At 68.8% G+C, this 21435-nt stretch carries 21 protein-coding genes; 7 read left to right on the forward strand and 14 right to left on the reverse strand.

Annotated features, from left to right (window positions below; genetic code table 11):
* Positions 1 to 344: 344 nt before the first annotated feature.
* Complete coding sequence (locus ABZY89_RS12110) at positions 345 to 1733, forward strand: PepSY domain-containing protein (protein WP_355227395.1); 1389 nt, start codon at positions 345 to 347, stop codon at positions 1731 to 1733.
* Between the two features lie 85 nt (positions 1734 to 1818).
* Here ABZY89_RS12110 and ABZY89_RS12115 read toward each other — a convergent pair whose 3' ends face one another.
* The 7 genes from ABZY89_RS12115 to ABZY89_RS12145 all read right to left on the reverse strand — a co-directional run bounded on the left by ABZY89_RS12115 (position 1819) and on the right by ABZY89_RS12145 (position 10334).
* Positions 1819 to 2826 (reverse strand): CopD family protein, encoded by a 1008-nt coding sequence (locus ABZY89_RS12115; protein WP_355227397.1) that lies wholly within the window; start codon positions 2824 to 2826, stop codon positions 1819 to 1821.
* A complete protein-coding gene (locus ABZY89_RS12120; RefSeq protein ID WP_355227399.1) occupies positions 2823 to 3416 on the reverse strand; it encodes a copper resistance CopC family protein in 594 nt (197 codons plus the stop codon). Before ABZY89_RS12120 ends, ABZY89_RS12115 begins: the two co-directional genes overlap by 4 nt.
* Before the next feature lie 685 nt (positions 3417 to 4101).
* Positions 4102 to 4947, reverse strand: a complete 846-nt coding sequence (locus ABZY89_RS12125) for a PaaX family transcriptional regulator C-terminal domain-containing protein (RefSeq protein WP_355227400.1) — start codon at positions 4945 to 4947, stop codon at positions 4102 to 4104.
* A complete protein-coding gene (locus ABZY89_RS12130; RefSeq protein WP_355227402.1) occupies positions 4944 to 7349 on the reverse strand; it encodes a bifunctional salicylyl-CoA 5-hydroxylase/oxidoreductase in 2406 nt (801 codons plus the stop codon). Before ABZY89_RS12130 ends, ABZY89_RS12125 begins: the two co-directional genes overlap by 4 nt.
* The gene (locus ABZY89_RS12135; protein WP_355227404.1) at positions 7346 to 8989 is read right to left on the reverse strand and encodes an AMP-binding protein; all 1644 of its coding nucleotides are present in this window, start codon (positions 8987 to 8989) and stop codon (positions 7346 to 7348) included. The genes ABZY89_RS12130 and ABZY89_RS12135 overlap by 4 nt, the downstream gene beginning before the upstream one ends.
* Positions 8986 to 9891, reverse strand: a complete 906-nt coding sequence (locus ABZY89_RS12140; protein ID WP_355227406.1) for an acyl-CoA thioesterase domain-containing protein — start codon at positions 9889 to 9891, stop codon at positions 8986 to 8988. The genes ABZY89_RS12135 and ABZY89_RS12140 overlap by 4 nt, the downstream gene beginning before the upstream one ends.
* Entirely contained in the window at positions 9888 to 10334 is a 447-nt protein-coding gene (locus tag ABZY89_RS12145; protein WP_355227407.1) for a cupin domain-containing protein, read from the reverse strand. The genes ABZY89_RS12140 and ABZY89_RS12145 overlap by 4 nt, the downstream gene beginning before the upstream one ends.
* A gap of 87 nt (positions 10335 to 10421) precedes the next feature.
* Here ABZY89_RS12145 and ABZY89_RS12150 point away from each other — a divergent pair, with 87 nt between their 5' ends.
* A complete protein-coding gene (locus ABZY89_RS12150) occupies positions 10422 to 10859 on the forward strand; it encodes a RidA family protein (RefSeq protein WP_355227408.1) in 438 nt (145 codons plus the stop codon).
* Here ABZY89_RS12150 and ABZY89_RS12155 read toward each other — a convergent pair.
* From ABZY89_RS12155 to ABZY89_RS12170, 4 genes are all read right to left on the reverse strand, one after another.
* Positions 10816 to 11796 carry a bile acid:sodium symporter family protein gene (locus ABZY89_RS12155; protein WP_355227410.1) on the reverse strand — a complete coding sequence of 327 codons (981 nt, stop codon included), beginning with the start codon at positions 11794 to 11796 and terminating at the stop codon, positions 10816 to 10818. The two genes, ABZY89_RS12150 and ABZY89_RS12155, sit on opposite strands and share 44 nt — an antisense overlap.
* Before the next feature lie 100 nt (positions 11797 to 11896).
* On the reverse strand, positions 11897 to 13300 hold the full coding sequence (locus ABZY89_RS12160) for a glycoside hydrolase family 28 protein (RefSeq protein ID WP_355227411.1): 1404 nt from the start codon (positions 13298 to 13300) through the stop codon (positions 11897 to 11899).
* 176 nt (positions 13301 to 13476) lie between these two features.
* Complete coding sequence (gene sodN / locus ABZY89_RS12165; RefSeq protein ID WP_355227413.1) at positions 13477 to 13872, reverse strand: superoxide dismutase, Ni; 396 nt, start codon at positions 13870 to 13872, stop codon at positions 13477 to 13479.
* Positions 13873 to 13919: 47 nt separating this feature from the next.
* Positions 13920 to 14444: a flavin reductase family protein gene (locus ABZY89_RS12170; protein WP_355227415.1), complete on the reverse strand. Its 525-nt coding sequence runs from the start codon at positions 14442 to 14444 to the stop codon at positions 13920 to 13922.
* A gap of 311 nt (positions 14445 to 14755) precedes the next feature.
* Here ABZY89_RS12170 and ABZY89_RS12175 point away from each other — a divergent pair, with 311 nt between their 5' ends.
* The 5 genes from ABZY89_RS12175 (at position 14756) to ABZY89_RS12195 (ending at position 19430) form a co-directional block, all read left to right on the forward strand.
* Positions 14756 to 15766, forward strand: coding sequence for a TerC family protein (locus ABZY89_RS12175; protein ID WP_355227417.1), 1011 nt, complete (start codon positions 14756 to 14758; stop codon positions 15764 to 15766).
* Between the two features lie 96 nt (positions 15767 to 15862).
* On the forward strand, positions 15863 to 17029 hold the full coding sequence (locus tag ABZY89_RS12180; RefSeq protein ID WP_355227419.1) for a histidine kinase: 1167 nt from the start codon (positions 15863 to 15865) through the stop codon (positions 17027 to 17029).
* Entirely contained in the window at positions 17026 to 17712 is a 687-nt protein-coding gene (locus tag ABZY89_RS12185) for a response regulator transcription factor (protein ID WP_355227421.1), read from the forward strand. Before ABZY89_RS12180 ends, ABZY89_RS12185 begins: the two co-directional genes overlap by 4 nt.
* A gap of 75 nt (positions 17713 to 17787) precedes the next feature.
* The gene (locus tag ABZY89_RS12190; RefSeq protein ID WP_355227423.1) at positions 17788 to 18420 is read left to right on the forward strand and encodes a DUF2867 domain-containing protein; all 633 of its coding nucleotides are present in this window, start codon (positions 17788 to 17790) and stop codon (positions 18418 to 18420) included.
* Complete coding sequence (locus ABZY89_RS12195; protein WP_355227425.1) at positions 18417 to 19430, forward strand: hypothetical protein; 1014 nt, start codon at positions 18417 to 18419, stop codon at positions 19428 to 19430. The genes ABZY89_RS12190 and ABZY89_RS12195 overlap by 4 nt, the downstream gene beginning before the upstream one ends.
* Before the next feature lie 54 nt (positions 19431 to 19484).
* Here ABZY89_RS12195 and ABZY89_RS12200 read toward each other — a convergent pair whose 3' ends face one another.
* From ABZY89_RS12200 to ABZY89_RS12210, 3 genes are all read right to left on the reverse strand, one after another.
* Positions 19485 to 19811, reverse strand: a complete 327-nt coding sequence (locus ABZY89_RS12200; protein ID WP_355227427.1) for a putative quinol monooxygenase — start codon at positions 19809 to 19811, stop codon at positions 19485 to 19487.
* A gap of 25 nt (positions 19812 to 19836) precedes the next feature.
* Positions 19837 to 20871 carry an NAD(P)-dependent alcohol dehydrogenase gene (locus ABZY89_RS12205; RefSeq protein WP_355227429.1) on the reverse strand — a complete coding sequence of 345 codons (1035 nt, stop codon included), beginning with the start codon at positions 20869 to 20871 and terminating at the stop codon, positions 19837 to 19839.
* Positions 20868 to 21435: hypothetical protein (locus ABZY89_RS12210; RefSeq protein ID WP_355227431.1), on the reverse strand; the 568-nt coding region annotated here is incomplete at its 5' end. The genes ABZY89_RS12210 and ABZY89_RS12205, both read right to left, overlap by 4 nt.

Raw genomic sequence — 21435 nt, forward strand, 5'->3', positions numbered from 1 at the left:
AAGAACGGGGCGGCTGATTTTCTCGATAATACCCCGGGTGGTTTCGCTTCGATAATACCCCCGGGTGCTTATTTGAGACCTCTAATGCGTGCCTGGAGAACAGTCACCGAAAAGGCAAAATTCGGTACTGGTGGGCTCTTTTACTGTCGCGTTACGTGACAGCGACGAATCAGACATACCCGGTCGGCCTACTGACTATCGGGGCCCAAATGGCGTTTCTACGAAGCCCTGAAACATCCAAAACAAACCTCTGAAACATCCAAAACCAATTGGGTATAACGAGGGAAACGTAAAGAAGGAGGGGCCATGCCCAGTCTTACCTACGTCGTACCGATGGAGTTGGCATGACCACGATCCCCACCGAACCCTCACAGCCCCGGGCTGGTGTCGGCACGCCCGATCGAAAGCGTTCCAGCGCCCTGCTGTGGTTGCTCGCGCGACGCGTGCACTTCATGGCTGGCCTTCTGGTCGCGCCGTTCCTTGCGGTGTTGGCGTTGACCGGCCTGGCCTACGCCTTCACTCCTCAGATCAACGATGTGCTGTACGGCGACAAGCTGTACGTGGAGGCGCACACAGGAAGCCCGCGACCGCTGTCGGAGCAGGTCGCGGCCGCACTCGCCGTCCATCCGGATGCACACGTCACCTCGGTCATTCCGGCGGAGGACCCCGACAGGACCGCCCGGGTCGTGCTCGCGGGCATAGAAGGCCTGAAACAGACCGGGAGCCACTTCTCCTCGGAGTCGCTGACCGTGTACGTCGATCCGTACACCGGTGGCGTCAACGGCGAACTGGTCACCGTGGACAACCGGCCACCCGCGCAGGTGTGGCTGCGCGAGCTCCACGGCAACCTGCACATGGGCGACCTCGGTCGGCTCTATTCCGAGTTCGTCGCCAGTTGGCTGCCCTTCATCGTGCTCGGTGGCCTGGTGCTGTGGCTCAGCAAGCGCGCCCGCGGCCGCTCCCTGCGGACCGTGCTGGTTCCGTCCTTCACTGCGAAGGGACGTGCACGCACTCGGTCCTGGCACGGGGTCCTGGGTCTCTGGCTGGCGGTCGGTCTGCTCGGCATCAGCATCACCGGCCTGACCTGGTCGAACTATGCCGGTGCCCGCGTCGACGCGGCGATCACCGCCCTGAACGGCAAGACCCCTCTGCTTTCCGCGCCGGAGGTGACGGCCGTGGACAGTGTTGAGCCGATCGGTTTCGACCGCGCTGTCGAGGTGGCCAGGTCGGAAGGCCTGCAGGGTGAACTCACCCTCGTCCCGCCGCACGCCGCCGAAGGGCCCTTCACCGTTGAGGAGTCGTCCGACGGGCTGCCGATCCGCAAGACCTCGGTCGTCATCGATCCCTACACCGAGCAGGTCACTGCCCGCCAGGGCTGGGAGGACTACCCCCTGATGGCCAAGCTCACCAGCATCGGTGTCGACGCCCACAGCGGCACCCTGTTCGGTCTGGCCAACCAGCTCGCGCTGGCCCTGCTGGCCTTGGGATCGCTCGTTCTCCTGGGCCTTGGGTATCGGATGTGGTGGCAGCGCCGGCCCACTCGGTCCGGGCGTACCTCCCCGGCGCCGGTGTGGCGCAACCTGCCGTTGCCGATGCTGGTCGTGGTGCTTATCGCTGCGGGTGCCCTGGGCTGGGCGATGCCGGTCTTCGGTGTCACCCTCGTCGCGTTCGTCGTCCTCGACAGCACCGTGAACACACTGCGGCGGCGCCGTGCCCGCGTGAGCGCTGCCTGAGGCCCATGGGCAGCAGAGGCGCCGCCGAAGGCCGTCAAGGCCTCGGCGGCGCGTCACCCTGCGCTTGGCAAGAGGTCGTCACATATCAGAGGGGACGCCCGAGCGCCGTGGCCAGCGAGACCGCGACCGCCATCACGGCGAGCTCGAGCCCGGCCCACACGATGAGTGGCGTGGGCTGCTGGCGCGCCACGCGGTCGACCACGGCAGTACGGATGTACGCCCCCGAGCAGCCCAGCAGAACCATGCAGACGAGCTTGCCCATGACCAGCCAGCCGGCACCTGTATGCGTCAATGCGTCGACTGCCTCGCCGAGGGACGGCGTCACGTCGCCGGTCAGCCGGGGCGCGGCCAACAACAGGCCGCTGACCGCCACCAGCGCGAAACTCGCCTCGGCGACCCGCGAGAACCGGGGAAGAACGACGGCCAGCGCCTGCCGGTCGGCGCTGATGATCAGAGAGGTGATTGCCAGTCCGCCCACCCAGAGTGACGCTCCGGTCACGTGGAGGGCGCTGGCCGTCATCAGCAGCAACGGCGGCTCAGCCTGCGAGGCGTGCCCGCTCATCGACACGGCCACCAGGCCCGACAGCGCAATCAGCAAGCCCACGTCCGGTGGCAGCGACGGCCGCCGCAAGCGGGCAGCCGAATAGGCGGTCAACGCTCCCGCCGACCCGGCGCTGATCAGCAGTGCGACACCTAGGCTGACGCTTCCGCCGTAGCCGAGCACGCCGCCGACCGGCAGCCGTAGCTGGCGGAGAGAGATCTCCGCCGCGTTGAACCAGAGACCCAGCAGCGCCGCGACCGCCCACACAGCTGCGGCCCACACCGCCGCCGCTGAAGTACGTCGGGCCAGGGCAGGGGCACGGTCGCGACCAGCCTCACCCAGAAGCACCAGCACCAGCACGGAGCCCACGGCTCCGATCGCGCACACGTTGGCGATCCAGCGGAGCAGCGGGATCCCGGTGCGCACCACCACCGACGGCTCCGGAATGCCGACGACTGGCTGGGGCAGCGTGACCAGGATCCCGAAGGCAAGCACGACGAGGCTCGCGCCGACAAGCGCAGAGACCTGCAGGAGCCGGATACGGTCGTTCATGTCGCATCCGTTCGGCGTACGGTCAGGCGACCGACAGCCCCGACACACGCCGCGGCCGCGGCGAGCAGCGCGATCCACACCCACGTGGGCATCGCTGCCAAACCACGCGGCCGATCTACGTCGAATGCCGTCATCGCGGTGGCAGCGGACGCGGTGGACACGGTAGACGCGGTGGACGCCGACCGCCGGATGTCGATCGGCACCGACCCGGTGATCGGGTGACCGTCCGCTCCGAGCACCCGGTAGTGGATCTGGTAGCGGCCCGGAGGCCCCACCGCACTCATCGAGGCGGTCAGGGTGTCCCCGTTGATGCGAGCACGACCACACGCCCAGTGGCTGCTCTGTGGTCCGGTCACCACTATGCCGTTGGCGCCGGGAAACGCTTGGATCGGCTGGTCGAAGGTGAGCACCACCTCCGACGGTCCGGCGGCGAGCACGGCGCCGGCACTCGGAAGGCTCTTGACCAAGTGGGCGTGCGCGGACGCTGGCTCGGCTGTGAACAGTGTGGGGATCAAGAACGAGAGCGCGAAGATCGTCGCTGCGAACTCCGTGGCGAGGCGCTGCGATCCGCGTATTGAAGCATTCGACATTGCTTCCACCTAAGCGAGTTTTCGAGGGTCATCGAACTAGGGGTGGTCCATGGCTCAGCCGGCGCCGGGACCCGCGCAGGAGAGTGCAGCACCGTGTCGCATGCCCTTTATGGCCTCAGTGCCCGTGATCTGGCTCGGGGTTCTTCCCGCCGTCCGTGTCAGTGTCGACGCGGGAGCGGCTGCGGTAACCGTGGTTCCGGTGCGACGAGGAATGGGGTGGGGATAACGGCAATGCTGCGGTCGATAACCTTCTGGATGGCGAATACCCATCCACCCATTCTGTGTTCGCGAAAGCGCACGACGATGTGCATTGGTTGGTTCCGAAAGTTGGCACTAATAGTTGAACTCACACCAGTTGCGGAGCAGTTACGCATGCGCATGTCGCCTGTAACGAAGAAAAGTGCTGAGTGAAGTGCTCTTAACGCTGGTGTTCAGGGAATTGGGGTGGCTGCAACACCCCCGTAACGCCTTGTTGTCGTTCACCCTTTTTCTGCCGTGGGCGTGAATGCGTGGTGAAGTGATAATGCCCATACGGGCTGGGGTATCGACTTATCGAAGGAACACTTTTGCCAATGCGCCTCGGGCGGTGGAGGAGCCTCTGACACCCTCGGCAAGGCGGAAATGGGTAGCCTTTGCGCGTACGTCTTCAGAGTCGGTATCCCAGCCCCTGACGACCGGGCGTCGCTCAGCCCGAGCGCCAGTGAGCGCTCGCGTGCGCGAGTGCGGGTTTCTCCAGGTCTGCGACGAGCTTCTCGAACAGGGCTACCGCGGCGGGCGCGCTCCAGTTCGGGGCGAGGACGTCGTGGGGCAGGCCCGGGTCGCGGAATGGGAGCTTGCGCCACTGGCCGACGACGCCGAGGTAGGCCACGAATGCGTCCTGGCCCGATGGGGTGGAGTCCTCCAGTCGGGCGGCGAGAGCGCTGTGGGCGGTGATGAAGTCGCGGTAGCTCTGGTCGATCGCGTCGAGGTCCCAGCTGCTGTAGAGCAGCTCGGTGAGGTCCTGGGTGCCGTGGTAGCCGCCGACGAAGATCGCGGCATAGGACTCGAGTCCGAGCTCGGTCACCGCTCGTTCGGCTGCGTCGCGCATCCGCGCGGGCGCGATCCACAGCGCGGTGCCGACGTTGCCGAAGCCAAGGTGGGAGAGGTGGGCGCGCAGTTGGTGGCGCTTGGCGCGCATCGACTCGGGTACGCCGAAGTGCACGATGCACCAGCCGTCGGCCAGGTCCGCGGGTTTGCGCGCGTGCCAGATCACCTCGTCGCCGGCGGCGAGCGTGGAGCGGGCGATGGACGTGAGCCCGTATCCGCGGGTGCCGTCGCGGGTCTCCGAGTCGAGCCAGCCGTTCCGCTTGAGACGGTGTACGGCGGTGCGTACGGACGGCGCGTCGAGGCCGACCTGGGCGAGCAGGTCGATCGCGCCGGCGATCGGCATCCAGTCGCCGAGCGGTCGCACGACGGCGCCGAGGAACGTCACCACGGTGGTGCGCGATCGTCGGTTGACCTGTGCTGCCGGTGCAGACCCCGCCTTCGTCATCTGCGGCATTCTGCCGGATCCTCCGTCGGCTTCCCGCGTACCCACCGCACGTGGACCTGGTCGGTCTCGCCGGTCCTGAGCAGCTGCAGCCGAGGCGGGATCTTGTCGCTGCGCGACGTCGGTGGCTTGCGCCGCCCGGCCGCCCACTGGACCGGCCAGCCGGCTGCCTCGCCGTCATAGTCCTGCTCGACAGCGGCGTGCAGCGTCCAGTTCGGGTCGAACAGATGGGTGCGGCCGAGCGCACAGATGTCGGCACGGCCCGCGAGCAGGATCGAGTTGACGTCGTCGTACGAGGAGATGGCGCCCACGGCGATGACCTTCACCCCAGCTGGCTCGGCGACGAGGTGGCGGATCTTGTCGGCGAACGGGGTCTGGTACGAGCGGCCGAAGGCGGGCTTCTCGTCCTTGCTCACCTGGCCGGAGGAGACGTCGATCGCGGCCGCGCCGTGCTCGACGAACGCGCGGGCGATCTCGACGGCGTCGTCGTCGGTGTTGCCGTCGGGCATCCAGTCGGTGGCCGAGATCCGTACGGTCACCGGGATCGGAGCTGGCACCGTGGAACGGACCGCGTCGAAGACCTCCAGGGGGAAGCGGAGCCGGTTGGCCAGCGGTCCGCCGTACGCGTCGTCGCGATGGTTGGCGACGGGGGAGAGGAAGGAGCTGAGCAGGTAGCCGTGCGCGGCGTGGATCTCGACCAGGTCGAAGCCGGCGTCGACGGCGCGCTGAGCCGCCGACACGAAGTCCGCGACCACCTTGTCCAGGTCGGCGCGGCTCGCCTCGCGCGGGACGTGGCAGCCCTCGCCGTAAGGGAGCGCGGAGGGGCCGATGACCTCCCAGTTGCCGGCATCGAGAGGCTCGTCCATGCCGTCCCACATCAGCTTCGTCGATCCCTTGCGGCCGGAGTGGCCGAGCTGCATGCCGATCTTGGCGGTGGAGTGGTCGTGCACGAAGTCGGTCACCCGGCGCCAGCGGTCGCGCTGATCGTCGGTCCAGATGCCCGGGCAGCCGAGCGTGATCCGGCCCTCGGGAGACACGCAGGTCATCTCGGTCATCACCAGCCCGGCGCCACCGAGCGCCTTGGAGCCGAGGTGGACCAGGTGGAACTCGTCGGGGACGCCATCGGACGCCGAGTACATGTCCATCGGGGAGAGCATGATCCGGTTCTTCAGCTCCAGCTCGCCGATCCGGACGGGCTGGAACATCGCCGGCGCCACCTCCTGGCCGCCTTGGTGGTGCGCGAACTCCGCCTCCATCAGGCGCGCGAAGTCGGCGTCGCGTTCCTCGAGGTTCTCGAAGGTGATCCGGCGCGAGCGGGTCAGCAGGTTGAAGACGAACTGCGCGGGGTCCTGGTCGGCGTACATCTCGATGTTCTCGAACCACTCCAGCGACGCCTGGGCCGCCCGCTGGGTCGACTCCACCACCGGCTTCCGTTCGGTCTGGTACGCCTGGAGCGCCGCGTCGAGGGAGGCGTGCTCGTGGAGGCAGGCCGCGAGGGCGAGGGCGTCCTCCATCGCCAGCTTGGTGCCCGAGCCGATCGAGAAGTGAGCGGTGTGGGCGGCGTCGCCGAGGAGCACGACGTTGCCGTCGTACCAGCGCTCGTTGCGGACGGTCTGGAAGCTGATCCACCTGGAGTTGTTGGTCAGGATCGTGTGCCCGCGGAGCTCGTCGGCGAAGATCTCGGCGACCCGAGCGACGGCGTGCTCGTCGGAGGCACCGGGGGCGAGGACCTCGTGCTCGGTGCTGTCCAGGCCGGCGCGGCGCCACACGTCCTCGTGCATCTCCACGATGAACGTGGAGCCGCGGTCGGAGAAGGGATAGCCGTGGATCTGCATGGTGCCGAACTCGGTCTGCTTGACGAAGAACTGGAACGCCTCGAAGACCAGGTCGGTGCCGAACCAGATGTACTTGTTCCGACGGCGATCAAGGCTGGGCCCGAACCGATCGGCGTACTTGGTCCGGACGGCTGAGTTGACGCCGTCCGCGGCCAGCACCAGGTCGTACGAAGCGCGCAGCTCGTCCGGGTCGGGAGCCGCGGTCCGGAAGTGGACGGTCACCCCCAGCTCGGCGACGCGTTCCTGCAGGATCTGCAGCAGGTCCTTGCGGGACATCGCGGCGAAGCCCTGCCCGCCGACGGTGAACGCGTGGCGCTGACCCTGCCGATCGGTCATCGCCACATCGATGTCGGTCCAGCGCGCGAACAGCTCCTCCATCCGGTCGTGCACGACCTGGTCGGCGCCCTCGATGCTGCCGAGGGTCTCGTCGGAGAAGACGACGCCGAAGCCGAAGGTGTCGTCGGGGGCGTTGCGCTCCCAGACCGTGATCTCGTGGCTCGGGTCGAGGGTCTTCATCAGCGTGGCGAAGTAGAGCCCGCCGGGTCCACCTCCGACGATCGCGATCCTCATGTCCCGCTCTCCGACTCGACGATCTGGCGCAGCTTGAAGTGCTGGAGCTTGCCGCTGGTGTTGCGAGGCAGGGACGCGACGAAACGCACGTCGCGCGGGTACTTGTAGGGAGCCAGCCGGCCCTTGACGTACTGCTGGATCTCCTCGGCCTTCGCAGCGTCGCCGTCCACGCCCTCGCGGAGCACGACGAAGGCGCAGACGACGGCACCTCGGTCGGGATCTGGGCCGCCGACCACGCCTGCCTCGACGACATCCGGGTGGGTGCCAAGCGCCTCCTCGACCTCGGGTCCGGCGATGTTGTAGCCCGAGGAGACGATCATGTTGTCGGTGCGCGAGCGGTACCAGTAGTAGCCGTCCTCGTCGCGGACGAAGGTGTCACCGGTGACGTTCCAGCCGTTGACGATGTAGCCGCGCTGGCGCGCGTCGTCCAGGTAGCGACAGCCGACCGGGCCGATCACCGCGAGCCGCCCCTCGACGCCCGGTCCGACCTCGTTGCCCTCGGCGTCCAGGATGGCGGCGCGGTAGCCGGGCACCGGCTTGCCGGTCGACCCGGGGCGGATGTCGTCGCCGGCGGCGGAGATGAAGATGTGCAGCATCTCGGTCGCGCCGATGCCGTCGATGACCCGCAGCTCCAGCTCACGCTCGAGCTCCTCCCAGGTCGCCCGAGGCATGTGCTCGCCCGCGGTGACGGCGACGCGCAACCCCTTGAGCTGCTCGATCGCGCCGGACTTGAGGATCTGTTTGTACGCCGTCGGTGCGGTGGCGAGCGCGGTGACGCCGTGGGTCGCGATCAGGTCGGCGAGCTGGACCGGCGAGGCGGCCTCGGTGAGCAGAGCACAGGCCCCTGCCCGCAGCGTGAAGACGACCAGCATGCCGAGGCCGAAGGTGAACGCGAACGGCGCCGTGCACGCCACGACGTCGCTCGGCTCCAGCCGCAGCGTCGCCCGGCCGAAGGTGTTGTCGATCGAGAGGATGTCGCGGTGGAAGTGGGTGGTGATCTTCGGGACCCCGGTCGTCCCCGAGGTCGGCCCGAACAGCGCGACGTCGTCGGCCGCGGTGTCGACCGCGGTGAAGTCGCTGGGCTTGGCCAGGATCCGGCGGGCCAGGTCGTCCTCGGCGTCTCCGCCGTAGGCGACCACGGTCAGGTCGGGCGCGACGGTGTCCCGGACCGCGTGGACGTCCTCGACGAACCGATGGTCGACGAGGGCTACCGCGGGCCGGGTCTTCGCGACGATCGGCCCGAGCTCGGTCGCCCGGAGCGCAGCCATGGTCGTCACGACGATGCCCCCGGCCTTGAGTACGCCGAGCCAGGCCGCGACCGTCCACGGGTTGTTCGGGGAGCGCAGCAGCACCCGGTTGCCACTGACGAGACCGAGGTCGTCGACCAGCACGTGGGCGATCTGGTTGGCGCGGGTGAGCAGCTCGCTGTAGGTCCACACCGTGCCGTCGGGGGTGCGGAGGGCAGGTCGGTCCGGTCCGTGCAGCGCGGTCGGGACGTCGATGAGCTCGGAACCGGCGTTGAGCCGCTCGGGGTAGTGGAGCTCGTCCGTGGTGAACTCCAGCGTCGGCCACTGATCGGACGGCGGCAGGTGGTCGCGGGCGAACGAGTCGGCGTACCCGGACCGGCTGAGCGCGGTCATGACCCCGCCCCCGCGGCTCGGATCATGCCTTCCTGGACGACGGTCGCGACCAGCACGCCGTCGGTGGTGAAGAAGCGGCCCAGGCCGGTGCCGCGGCCGTCCTCGACGGAGACCGCCTCCTGCGCGTAGAGCAGCCAGTCGTCCATCGCGGCCGGCCGGTGGAACCACATCGCGTGGTCGAGGCTGGCGGTGACGAGACCCTCGTCGGCCCAGGCCAGGCCGAGCACCCGCAGAGCGGGCTCCAGGATCGTGTAGTCGCAGACGTAGGCGAGGGCCGCGGCGTCGCGCTGCCGGTCGGTCAGTCCCTCGACCGGGCGGAGGGTGTCGTACGGCTTCACCCAGATGGCCTGGTGCGGCGACCGCTCACCCTCGACGGTCAGATAGACCGGCCCCGGCACGTGTCGCATGTCGAAGCTGCGCCCGCCGGACCAGTACGCCTTGGAGGTCTCGGTCATGGTGCCGCCGGTGCGCTCGGCGAGGTAGGCCGCGGACGTCGGCAACGTCTCGGGACCGGGGATGCCGGCCGGCATCGTGGCCTGGAAGCTGCCGCTCGGCTCCCCGGCGGCGAAGCTCGCCATGCACACGTAGACGGGCTTGCCGTTCTGGAAGCCGCGCACCTGGCGGGTGCTGTAGCCACGGCCGTCGCGCAGCACCTCGACCTCGTAGCGGACCTCGGCGCCGATGTCGACAGGCCGCATGAAGTAGGAGTGCATGGAATGCATCGACTTCCCGTCGGTCACCGAGCGGGAAGCGGCGACGAGTGCCTGGGCCACCATGTCGCCGCCGTACGCCTTCGGCCACGGGCACGGCTGGGTGGTGGCGGTGAAGGCGAGGTCGAAGACCTCCGGCTCGCACTCCTTGAGGGTGACGGCGTCCGTGAACGTCTGGGAGCCGGCGGTCATGGCCGGTCAGCCCAGTCGCGGAGGTCGACGTCGTCGACCTGGGGGAGGTTGACCACGATGTTGTCCGGGGTGCGGGTGGTCATCCAGGTCAGCGGGTGGTTGCGGTCGAGGTTGCACTCGACGTGCGGCAGGAACGGGGGCACGAAGACCCAGTCGCCCTCGGACATGTCGAGGTAGTCCTCGAACTTCTCGCCGAAGTAGATCCGGGCCCGCCCCGACAGCACGTAGCCGCCGGTCTCGGCCTCGCCGTGGTGATGGGGGACGGAGCGATAGCCGGCGAGGTTGTGCACCTTGCCGAACCAGAGCTTGGTCGCGGGCGTGTGCTGGATGCTGACGCCGCTGATCCGGGTGGCGCCCTCGCTCTGCCCGGTCAGGTCGGGCTCGAAGCCGGCGCGGGTTACGACCGGGACGACGAGACCAGAGGTGTCGGAGATGGGGTCCATGTGAGGTCCTGTCCGTTCGATTCAGGATGTGTTTCATTTTCTGCACGAACGTTGTAGGCATGTCAATAGATGCCCTACGGTCGAATCATGAACACGGACCTCACGCCCGTACCGGTGAACCCCGCGGCACTGCCCGCGCCGCGCGGCTACTCGCACGGCACGCTCAGCGGCAACACCCTCCATCTCGGCGGCCAGACCGCGCTGGACGAGAACATGCAGATCGTCCCCGGAGGCATCGTCGAGCAGTTCCGGCAGGCGTTCGGCAACGCACTGACCACGCTGCGGGATGCGGGCGGCGTCGCCGAGGATCTGGTGTCGATCACGATCTACCTGACCGACATCCCCGACTACCAGGCGCACGGCAAGGAGATCGGAGCGGTCTGGCGCGAGCTGGCCGGCCCGGTCTACCCGGCGATGGCCGGGATCGGGACCACCGAGCTGTGGCAGCCGGAGGCGATGATCGAGATCCTCGGTGTCGCCGTCATCCCCGACGATCGGCTGGTGCGGCCTCCGGCTGCGAAGTGACCTCGTCGCCTTCGATGGGGCGCCGCGACCAGTAGCTCGCCAGGATCGAGCCGGACACGTTGTGCCAGACCGAGAAGATCGCGGCGGGCAGCGCTGCGGCCGGTGAGAAGTGGACGGTGGCGAGCGCGGCGGCCAGCCCCGAGTTCTGCATGCCCACCTCGATGCTGATGGCTCGCCGGCTCGAGATCGGCATGCCGCAGACTCGACCGACCGCGTACCCCAGCGCCAGGCCGGCGACGTTGTGCAGGACCACGGCGAGCACGACCAGGAGGCCGACCGAGAGCAGCGTGTCGGCGCTTCCGGCCACGACGGCGAGCACGACTCCGGTGATGCCGGCGACCGAGATCAGCGGAAGCACATCGATGACCTTCTCGATGAGACGCGGCAGCAGCAGCCGGAGCACCAGTCCGAGCAGGACCGGGACGAGCACGATCTCCACGATCGAGACGAACAGGTCGCCGGCGGAGACGGGCAGGTCCTCGCCGATCAGGAAGAGAACCAGAAGCGGCGTCAGCAGGGGCGCGAGCAGCGTCGACACGGAGGTCATCGCCACCGACAGCGCGGTGTCGCCACGGGCCAGGAACACCATGACGTTGGAGGCGGTTCCGCCGGGCGCGCAGCCGACCAGGATCATGCCCGCGGTGAGCACAGCGGAGAGGCCGAGCGCGTTCGCGATGCCCCAACCGAGCAACGGCATCACGGTGAACTGGGTGGCGACGCCCAGCAGCAGAGCCCACGGTCGCCGGCCGATGATCGCGAAGTCGGCGGGCCTGAGGGTCATGCCCATCCCGAGCATGATGATCTGGAGCAGCAACGGCACCTGGGCCGCCCACCCGTCGAAGGTGCTGGGGGTGGCCAGTGCGATGGCGCCGGCGACCAGGACGATCAGGGCGAACCAACGCCCCACGAAGGCGCTGACCTGTCGGACTGTGTTCATGACTCTTCCTTCCGAGACGATGGGTACGGAGTCGACCCGATGACCCGCCCGCCGCGCGATCCTCGCAAAAGGCGCGCGGCGGGCGGGGTGGGGGACCGGTTCAGGAGAGCCAGTCGAGCTCGCCGTCGACGTACTGGTCGCCGAACCGGACGTTGTCGAAGCGCAGGTCCTCGACGTTCTCCAGGACCATCGGCGTCTCGACCTCCTTGACCGTGACATCACGCAGGGTGACGTCGCTCAGTGGTGCGTCGGCCGGGCCGTGGATGTCGAGCCCGGTCTTGGCTGAGGCCACGGTGATGTCGGAGAAGACGATGTCGCGGTAGACCGGCGGGTAGTTGCCGCCGAGCTCGCCGGGGTAGTCGAGCTGGAACCAGATGAAGGTCTCGAAGTTGCCGATCTCCATGTTGCTCACCCGGATGTTCTCGACCGTGCCGCCGCGGTCGAGGTTGCCCTTGAACCGGATCGCGGAGGCGCCGTCGCGCAGCACGTTGTCGGTGAAGTAGACGCCCTTGATGCCGCCGGACATCTCGCTGCCCAGCGCGATGCCGTCCTCGCCGCCCATGTCGTTGCGGCGGATCACGACGTTCTCGCTGGGGCGGGCGATGGTACGTCCGTCGAGGTCACGTCCCGACTTCACGACCACGGAGTCGTCGCCGGTCCGGAAGCGGTTCTCCTCGATCAGGACGTCGGTGCTCGAGTCGACGTCGATGCCGTCGTTGTTGGCCCGGTGGCTGTCGACGTCGAGTCCTCGCACGGTCGCCTGGTCGGTGTAGACGAGGTGGTTGATCCAGAAGGGCGAGTTGGTGACCTTGTAGTCCTCCAGCAGCACCCGCTCGGCGTGGAAGAACTGGATGGCGCTGGGCCGCAGGAACGTACCCTTCCCGAAGACGCGCTCCTCGACGGGTACGCCGTCGAAGCCCATCTGGCGAAGCCGCAGCTGATCGGGCTTCTCGTCGGCCTTCCAGGCGTGGAACTCCGAGTCCTCGTTGCCGTCGATCGTGCCGGATCCGGTGATCGCGACGTCGTGCACGTCGTTGCCGTAGATCAGCGGCGAGTAGCCGTCGAGCTCGGTGCCCTCCCAGCGCGTACGCACCACAGGCAGGTAGTCGTCCGTGTCGGTCCCGAACAGCAGCGTCGCCCCGTCGGAGACGTGGAGATCGATGTTGCTCGCCAGGTGCACCGGACCCTCGGAGAGCCAGGTGCCCTCAGGGAGTACGACGCGGCCGCCGCCGTCGGCCGATGCCTTCTCGATCGCGGCCCTGATCGCCGGCAGGGCGTCGGTCGTGCCGTCTCCGACCGCACCGAAGTCGGTGATCTCGTAGTCGCGGTCGGGGATCGAGGGCTCCTCGATGCGGTCGACGATCTTCGCGATCGCGGCAGCGTCCGGGCCGCGCACGGCCTGGTCTCTCTTCTGGTCTGCGAGGGCGGGTGTGGTCGCGGTCAGCGAGCCGACCAGACCGAGGGCGAGCAGGAGGGGTGTCGCGCGCTTTCGAATGTGACGCATGGATGCTCCTCGAGAGCTCCGACGACGGCCCAGGGCCGCCGCGAGGGGGACGGTGACACTTGTCACACTAGTGACGTACTTGTCATACGTCTATGCCCTCGAGGCAGTGAAACACGAAGAAGCCAGGTCCCGGCTGGCCGCCGAAACCTGGCTTTCTCGCATGTTCGTGGGTGAGCTCAGGCCTTCTTGGTCGCCCAGAAGATCTCGGCGATCTCGTCGATCTTGGCGAGCAGTTTGTCGGCGACCTCGAGGTCGAGGGTGCCCTTGGTGCCGGAGGCGCCGGCCAGCTTGGTGGCCTCGTTGACGAGGGTGTGGAGCTGGGGGTAGGCCTCGAAGTGCGGGGGCTTGAAGTAGTCGGTCCACAGCACCCAGAGGTGGTGCTTGACCAGCTCGGAGCGCTGCTCCTTGATGAGCACCGCGCGGGTGCGGAAGTCGGGGTCGTCGCTGTCCAGGGCCTTGGCGATGACGGCCTTGACGGACTCGGCCTCGATGCGGGCCTGTGCGGGGTCGTAGACGCCGCAGGGCAGGTCGCAGTGGGCCGAGACCTCGATGGTGGGAGCGAACAGACGCATGTTTGGTTCCTTCGGTGGTGTGGTGGAGAGACCGTCGGGATCGACGGTCAGGAAGCCTTCTCGGGCAGGATGCGATCGAGGGTGCTGACCGACGCACCGAGCGACCAGTAGCGCCGGTCGTGGTGCAGGAGGGGGTCGACGGACTCGCCGAGGCTGACCGCATCGACCTCGAGCAGCACCAGCCACGCCTCGCCGGCGGGGATGACGCGGGCCACGCGGCCGGAGAAGCTGGCCGCGGCGTCGTCCAGGACCGGCGGCTCCCCGTGTGGGAGCGTCCAGCCCTGTGCGACCGTGAATCGCGGCGCGGTCCGGTCGGCGAAGGCCGCGGCCACATGGGCCTGGGACTCGGTCAGGACGTGCACCGCGAGACGGTCGCTCCCGGTGAGTGCCGGCCCGGACCGCCCGGACCGGGAGACCGAGAACGACAGCATCGGCGGGTTGGCGCTGACCGAGGCCACGCTCGACACCGTCGCCCCGACGGGTCCCGTCTCGGTCGAGGCGGCGACGATGGCCACGCCGGTGGGATATCGACGGAAGCCGGCCTTGAACTGGTCGGTGAGTGTGTCGCTCACACCCCCTCCTCTCTCTGTTGGCAGTGACGCTAAAACATCAAGTCCGGTTGAGGTCCAGTCATCCACGCTGTGATCGCCGACTCATCTTGTTGTCCGCGGCTGGGATCATGGGGAGTGGCAGGAGTGCGACTTGTTAGACTGGTTGTGCACTTGTCATACAACTCGGGTTGGTGTGCCGCCGTACGCCGATTCCGGTTTCCGTCGCCGATGCCGTCGATGGGCGCCGCGCCCGCTACGACTTCGAAGGTTTGACCTCGGTCGCCTAACCTTCCCAAAGAACCGCTCTGCCTCACGATCTAAGGAGTCCCTTCGTGGACGTCTCCCCTCTCATCTGGTGGTTGACCATCGGCATCGCCAGTGCTGTGCTGCTTTTCGATGTGCTCGTCATCGGCCGGCGACCGCACGAGCCTTCGCGTCGGGAGCTGATCGTCGCGCTGAGCGTCTACATCGGCCTGGCGATCCTGTTCGGCATCGGTGTCTTCGTGTTCTCCGGCCCGAAGTACGGCACGGAGTTCTTCGCGGGCTGGCTGACGGAGTACTCGCTGTCGGTCGACAACCTGTTCATCTTCATCATCATCATGTCGAAGTTCGCGGTGCCGAGGCAGTTCCAGCAGAAGGCGCTGCTGATCGGCATCATCTTGGCGCTGGTCTTCCGAGGCATCTTCATCGCCGTGGGTGCGGCCGCGATCGAGAACTTCAGCTGGGTCTTCTACCTGTTCGGCGCGTTCCTGATCTACACCGCGGTCAAGCTGGCCATGGAGGGTGGCGAGGACGAGGACGAGTACGAGGAGCCCGCCGTGGTGAAGTTCCTCGAGCGCCACATCCCGCTCACCTCGAGCTGGGACAGCGCCAAGATGTTCATCCGTGAGAACGGCAAGCGGATCGCGACCCCGATGTTCGTGGTGATCTGTGCCCTCGGCACCACAGACCTGCTGTTCGCGCTCGACTCGATCCCGGCGATCTACGGTCTGACCAACGAGGCCTACCTGGTCCTGACCGCCAACATCTTCGCGCTGATGGGTCTGCGCCAGCTCTACTTCCTCATCGGTGGTCTGCTGGAGCGGCTGGTCTACCTGTCCTACGGTCTGGCGATCCTGCTCGGGTTCATCGGCCTCAAGCTCGTCTTCCACGCGCTCCACGAGAACGAGCTGCCGTTCATCAACGGTGGCGAGCACGTCGAGTGGGCCCCGGAGGTCTCCATCGAGGTCTCCCTCAGCGTGATCGTCGGCATCCTGGCCATCACGACCATCCTGAGCCTGCTGAAGTCGCGCAGCATGACCGAGAAGGAGCGCGACGACGCCACCGGTCCGCGCAGCATGTGACGCTTCGTCGACAGCCCGCTGAGCCGGGACAGCCCGCAGGCCCTCTCCGATCGGAGAGGGCCTGCGGTCGTTCTCGGGCAGCACTAGGGTGAGCGCATGACCGTGGCAGCTGCTCCCGGACCCCGCTGGCTCGGGGACGCGGCCCAGGTCGCGTTGGCCGGGGCGCTGGCGCTGGTGCTGCTGCCGGTCGGGTGGACCTCGGTGGTCGACGGCGAGGTCAGCACGGCGTGGGAGATCGCGCTCCTGGTCGCGCTGGTGGCGCTTCACGCCGCGGTGGCCACGGCCCGGCGCTGGCCGTTGCCGTCGTACGCCGTCGGGGCACTGGCCGAGCTGGTGCTCGTGGCCGCGCCGGATCTGAGCGGGCCGACGGCCGAGGCGGCAGGAAGCGTGTTCGGGCCGGTGCTGCTGCCCAGCAGCCTGTGCTTCTTCGTGCTGCTCTACGCGGTGAGTGCGCAGGACCGGCGACCGTGGCCGGGGATCGTGCTCGGGATCGGGCTGGTGGGATGCCTGCTGACCGTCGTACGTCTCTCCGGGTTCGACGGCACCGGCCTGCAGGGGTGGACGTGGTGGCTGATGGTGGCCACCGCGACGGTGGCGGCCACGGTGGCGGCATGGGCGCTCGGCCGGTTCCGGGCGACCCGGGCCGCCTGGATCGACCAGCTCGCCGACCGCGCCGCCGCCGAGGAGCGCCAGCGCATCGCGCGCGAGATGCACGACGTGGTCGCGCACTCGCTCGCGGTCGTGGTCAGCCATGCCGAGGCCGGCCGGATGGTCGTAGGGCAGCAGCCGGAGCGGGCCTCGGGCATTCTCGACACCATCGCGACCACGGGGCGGGAGGCGCTCATGGAGATGCGCGGGCTGCTCGGTGTACTCGGTGGCGAGTCCTCGACCGAGCCGCAACCGGGGCTGGCCGACATCGGCGACCTCGTCGAGCGGATGCGTGCGGCAGGGCTGACGGTCCGGCTCGAGGCGGAGGAACCCGGTCAGGTCGCGCCTGCCGTCGGGCTGACCGCCTACCGCGTCGTGCAGGAGGCGTTCACCAACGTCACCCGCCACGCAGGTTCGGGAGCCGTCGCGACGGTGTCGGTGACCCGCACCGCACGCCAGCTCACGATCGAGGTCAGCGACGACGGCGTGGGGATCCAGCGCCCGCCCGGCCGTGGTCTGCGCGGGATGCGCGAACGGGTGGCGGCTGTGGGTGGAACGCTCGAGGCCGGGCCGAGCGGCAAGGGCTGGCGCGTGCGCGCCATGATGCCGCTGTGAGCGAGGCAGAGACCCCAGAGATCCCGATCCGTGTCGCGATCGTCGACGACCAAGAGCTGATGCGCTCGGCGCTCCGGATGATGGTGGAGAGCCAGCCGGACCTCGAGCTCGCCGGGGAGGCGGCCGACGGTCACGAGGCGCTCGCCCTGGTGCGTACGAAGCGGGTCGACGTCATCTTGATGGACCTGCGGATGCCCCGCCTCGACGGGATCCAGGCGACGGCCGCGATCACCAAAGAGCAGCCGGACACGCGGGTGGTCGCGCTGACGACGTTCGACCTCGACGACTATGCGTTCCCGGCGATCCGGGCCGGAGCCAGCGGCTTCCTGCTCAAGGACGCGCGGGCCGAGGAGATCGTGGCCGCGATCCGCACCGTCCACGCAGGTCACGCGGTGGTCGCGCCGTCGACGACGCGCCGTCTGCTGGAGCATGTGGCGACCGCGCCGGCCCCGGACAGCGGCCGGGTCGCCGAGATCCGGGCAACGCTGACGCCCCGCGAGCTCGACATGCTCCTCGAGCTCGCCACCGGCGACAGCAATGCCGAGATCGCCCGCCGCGTCCACCTCTCCGAGGCGACGGTGAAGACGCACGTCGGCCATGTGCTCGCCAAGCTCGGACTGCGCGACCGGGTGCAGGCGGTCGTGCTGGCGTACGAGACGGGGCTGGTCGGTCCCCGGAGCTGAGTCTCATCCCAGAGGTTGAGAGGTCCGAGACCTGAGGGCGACGAGCCCCCGCCTCGCGCGGACCAGTGTGGAGACATGACCACACACGCACCCATCAGACTCAGCCCGATCCGGACGGGCCCGATACCGTCGGGCGCCTACTCCTGCCAGTCCTGGCGCATCCACGAGATCACCCACGACTTCGAGCTCGAGGACGTCTGGGCCCTCCCGGTCCAGGGCGGACCCGACGACTTCCGCGCCTTCGTCGAGGCGATGATGAGCAGCGACGACCGCGACTTCCCGGCGGCGTACCGCCTTCTCTTCGCGGTCCGCTGGGCGCTCGGCCGGATCCTCGGAGCCGACGGGGACGAGCACGGCCTCGGCCGACGCGTCGCTCCGCTGCGCGACCGGCTGCCGGACGACCTCCGGGACCACCCCGCGCCCGAGCGCGACGACAGCCCGTTCCAGCCGCTCTATCTGACGGATCGGGAGTACGCCGCCGAGATCGCCAACCGCACGATGCACGGTGTCCTCCACCTCGGCTGGGTCGAGGACGAGAGCTCGCCCGACGGGTACAGCGCGCAGATGAGCGTGCTGGTGCGGCCAAATGGGCGGTTCGGAGAGACCTACCTGGCTCTCATCAAGCCGTTCCGCTACGCCATCGTCTATCCGGCGCTGCTGCGCACGGTCGGCCGACGCTGGGAGACCGCTCAGGGGGTGGACCGATGAGCATCACGATGGAACGTACGCAGCAGCGCTCCGTCGTGCTGCGTGCTGCGCCCTGGGTGGCCGGCGCCTGGGCCCTCGTCTTCGGCGCCCTGGCAGGGCTCGCCCTGCTGGGCAGGGCACCGGACCCGTGGGTCCCCGATGCCGCTTCGCCGCTCGGCGCTCTGAGCGGCACCCAGATGTCCTGGGTGATCGCGGTGCTCGCGCTCCTCGCCCTGGTTGCCGGGGGCGCGGTCGCGAACGTGCGGACGCCACGTACGACGAGAGCGACAGGGTGGCTCCTGATCGTTCTCGGGCTCGTCGTCGCCGTGGTCGTCTCGGACGTCCGCGCGCTGATGTTCCTCGGCTATCTACCTCAGGTCCTGCTTGCGACGGTCGGGCTCGGACCGGGCGCCGGACAGCTCGAGTGGGGTCTTTTCGTCGACTCGGGTGTCGCTCTGGCGCATGCTGCCGGCGGGCTGGCCATGGTCGTCGCCGGTGTCACCCTGCTCGGGAAGGCCGAGCCTGGCAGGCGTCTGGACTGGGGCCGCTGGGCGCGCTGGGGGCGTCCTGCGGTGGCGGTCGCTGTCGTCGTGCCTCTTCTCTACGCCGTTACCCGGATCGCCTGGGCGCTGGACATCCCGCTCGGGATCAGTCGCGAGATGCTGGACGACCTCGGCGCGGGGAGGTGGTCCGGCTTCGGGCTCGCGGCCTTCGCCGTTGTCGGGGCGCTCCTGACCTGGGGGTTGGTGGCGCGCTGGGGCGAGGTGTTCTGGCGCTGGGTGCCCCGCATCGGCGGGCGTCCCGTCCCGGTCGCGATGGCCCTCGTGCCGGGGATCCTGGTCGCCGGCACGGTGATGTCCGCCGGGATCTCCTTCTGGCGGATGGCGATCGCGGACGACCTGTGGACGGTCCCCGGTGCCACCTCGGACTGGGGCGCATGGGCGCCGGAGATGCTCTGGCCGCTCTGGGGCGTCGCCCTCGCCGTCGCCTGCCTCGCCTACCTGGGGCGGCGCACCGCGGCGCGCGGATGACGTACGGATCCCGCTTGACCTGGAATCACCCCAGGTCAAGCGGGATCGGTGGGTTCAGCCGGTGACCGCGAGCTCGCCGAGCTCGGACCACTCCTGTCCCGGGACGTTGGTGTTGACGATCCGCGGCGTCTCGGCGAGATGACGCGGGAGGTCGGCCTGGGCCTGCTTGAAGTGGGCCGAGGTGACATGGGCGGCACCGGCGTCGTCGTCGGCGAATGCCTCGAGCAGGAAGTACTCGTTCGGGTCGTCGAGGCTGCGTGCCCAGTCGAACCAGAGGTTGCCGGGCTCGGCCCGCGTGGCCTCGGTGAACGGGCCGGAGATGGCTGGCCAGTCTTCGGCGTACTCCGGCTTGATGCGGAAGCGGGCGGCGATGAAGATCATCGGGCTCTCCTTCGGGCGAGGCGTGTCATGGCTGCAGGATGGCGCGGCCGCGGACGCGGCCGTTGTCGAGATCGTCGATGGCGGACTGGAAGTCGTCGAGGGCGTACTTCTGCGTGTGCAGCGTGACGGCCCCGCGGGCGGCGAGCGCCATCAGGTCGCACAGGTCGTTGTAGGACCCGACCAGGTTCCCGATGAAGTTGATCTCGGCCGAGATGATGTCGATGGTCGGCACATCGATGTTCTCGCCGTAGCCGACGACGTGGTAGTCGCCCGCCTGGCGCAGCATCCGGACACCTTCCGCGGTCGCGCCGCCCTCGCCGACGAAGTCGACGAGGACCTCAGCGCCGGCCCCGGAGGTCAGCTCCAGCACCTGGTCGACCTGGGTGCCCTCGGCGACGACGCCGTGGTCGGCCCCGATGTCGAGGGCGAGCTTCACGGCGTCCGGGTTGCGGTCGACGACGATCAGCTCGGCAGGGCTGAGTGCCTTGAGGACCTGGATGCCGATGTGGCCGAGCCCGCCGGCGCCGATGACCACGCACTTGTCGCGCGGGGTCAGCCGCCGGGCGGCCTTCGCGGCCGCGTGATAGGCGGTCAGGCCGGCGTCGGCAAGGGCGGCCACGTCGGCCGGCTCCAGGGAGTCGTCGATCTTCACCACCGAGCGCGCGGAGGTCTTCAGGTACTCCGCGTATCCACCGTTGGTGTCGATGCCGGGGAACTGGTTGAGCTCGCAGTGCACGTCGTCGCCCGAGCGGCAGGCCCGGCACAGACCGCACGTGATCAGCGGGTGCAGGATCACCTTGTCGCCCTCGGCGACGTTGGTGACCGCATCACCGACCGCGTGCACCCACCCGGCGTTCTCGTGACCGATCGTGTAGGGCAGCGCGACCCCGGACTTCTCCTCCCACTGCCCCTCCAGGATGTGCAGGTCGGTGCGGCACACCCCGGCGCCGCCGATCTTCACGACGACGTCGAACGGGCCCGTCGGCTCTGGGGCCGGGACCTCGGCCATCGCCAGCGGCTGGTGGTAGCCGACCACCTGGACGGCTCGCATGGTGCTCATGATGATGCTCCTTCTCGGTGCAGGTCGGTCAGAGGTACGAAGGCGGGCGAGGTGACCTCGTCGCCGTAGCGCGTCGCCAGCAGGCCGCGGCAGAAGTGGGCGTTGCCGTCGATCGAGATCCGGGTCGAACGTGCCCTCCGCAGGGCCAGCGGGATGTCGCCGGGTCGCTCGCCGGTGTGGTCGACCAGGACGTACGCCTCCGGCAGGTCGGGCAGCCCGAGGACCGCCCGGCGGCGCCGGAGCGAGGCGGTGAAGTCGTCGGCGGGCAGGTCCCCGAGACGGACCTCGCCCACGGCGTCCTCGGCCAGCTCCGGCTGCCCCCTCAGCAGCCGGGTCAGACAACGCTCGAGCGCCGCCGTGTGGGCCTTGCGGTGGAACGTGGTCCGCAGTTCGTCCAGGGACGACTCGGCCTCGTGGCGGAACGTGCCGAGATAGCCGGCATCGGCCGCCAGCCCGGCGTTGATCAGGTCGGAGTCGTGGTGGTCGTCGAGCTCGACGCCCCAGCCCGGGCCGGGTCGAGCACGTGCCCGAGGGGATCTGGCAGGCGACCCTGGAGGCGTGCCG

Origin of the sequence: Nocardioides sp. NPDC006303 (genome assembly GCF_040613175.1) — a bacterium.
Lineage (GTDB): Bacteria > Actinomycetota > Actinomycetes > Propionibacteriales > Nocardioidaceae > Nocardioides.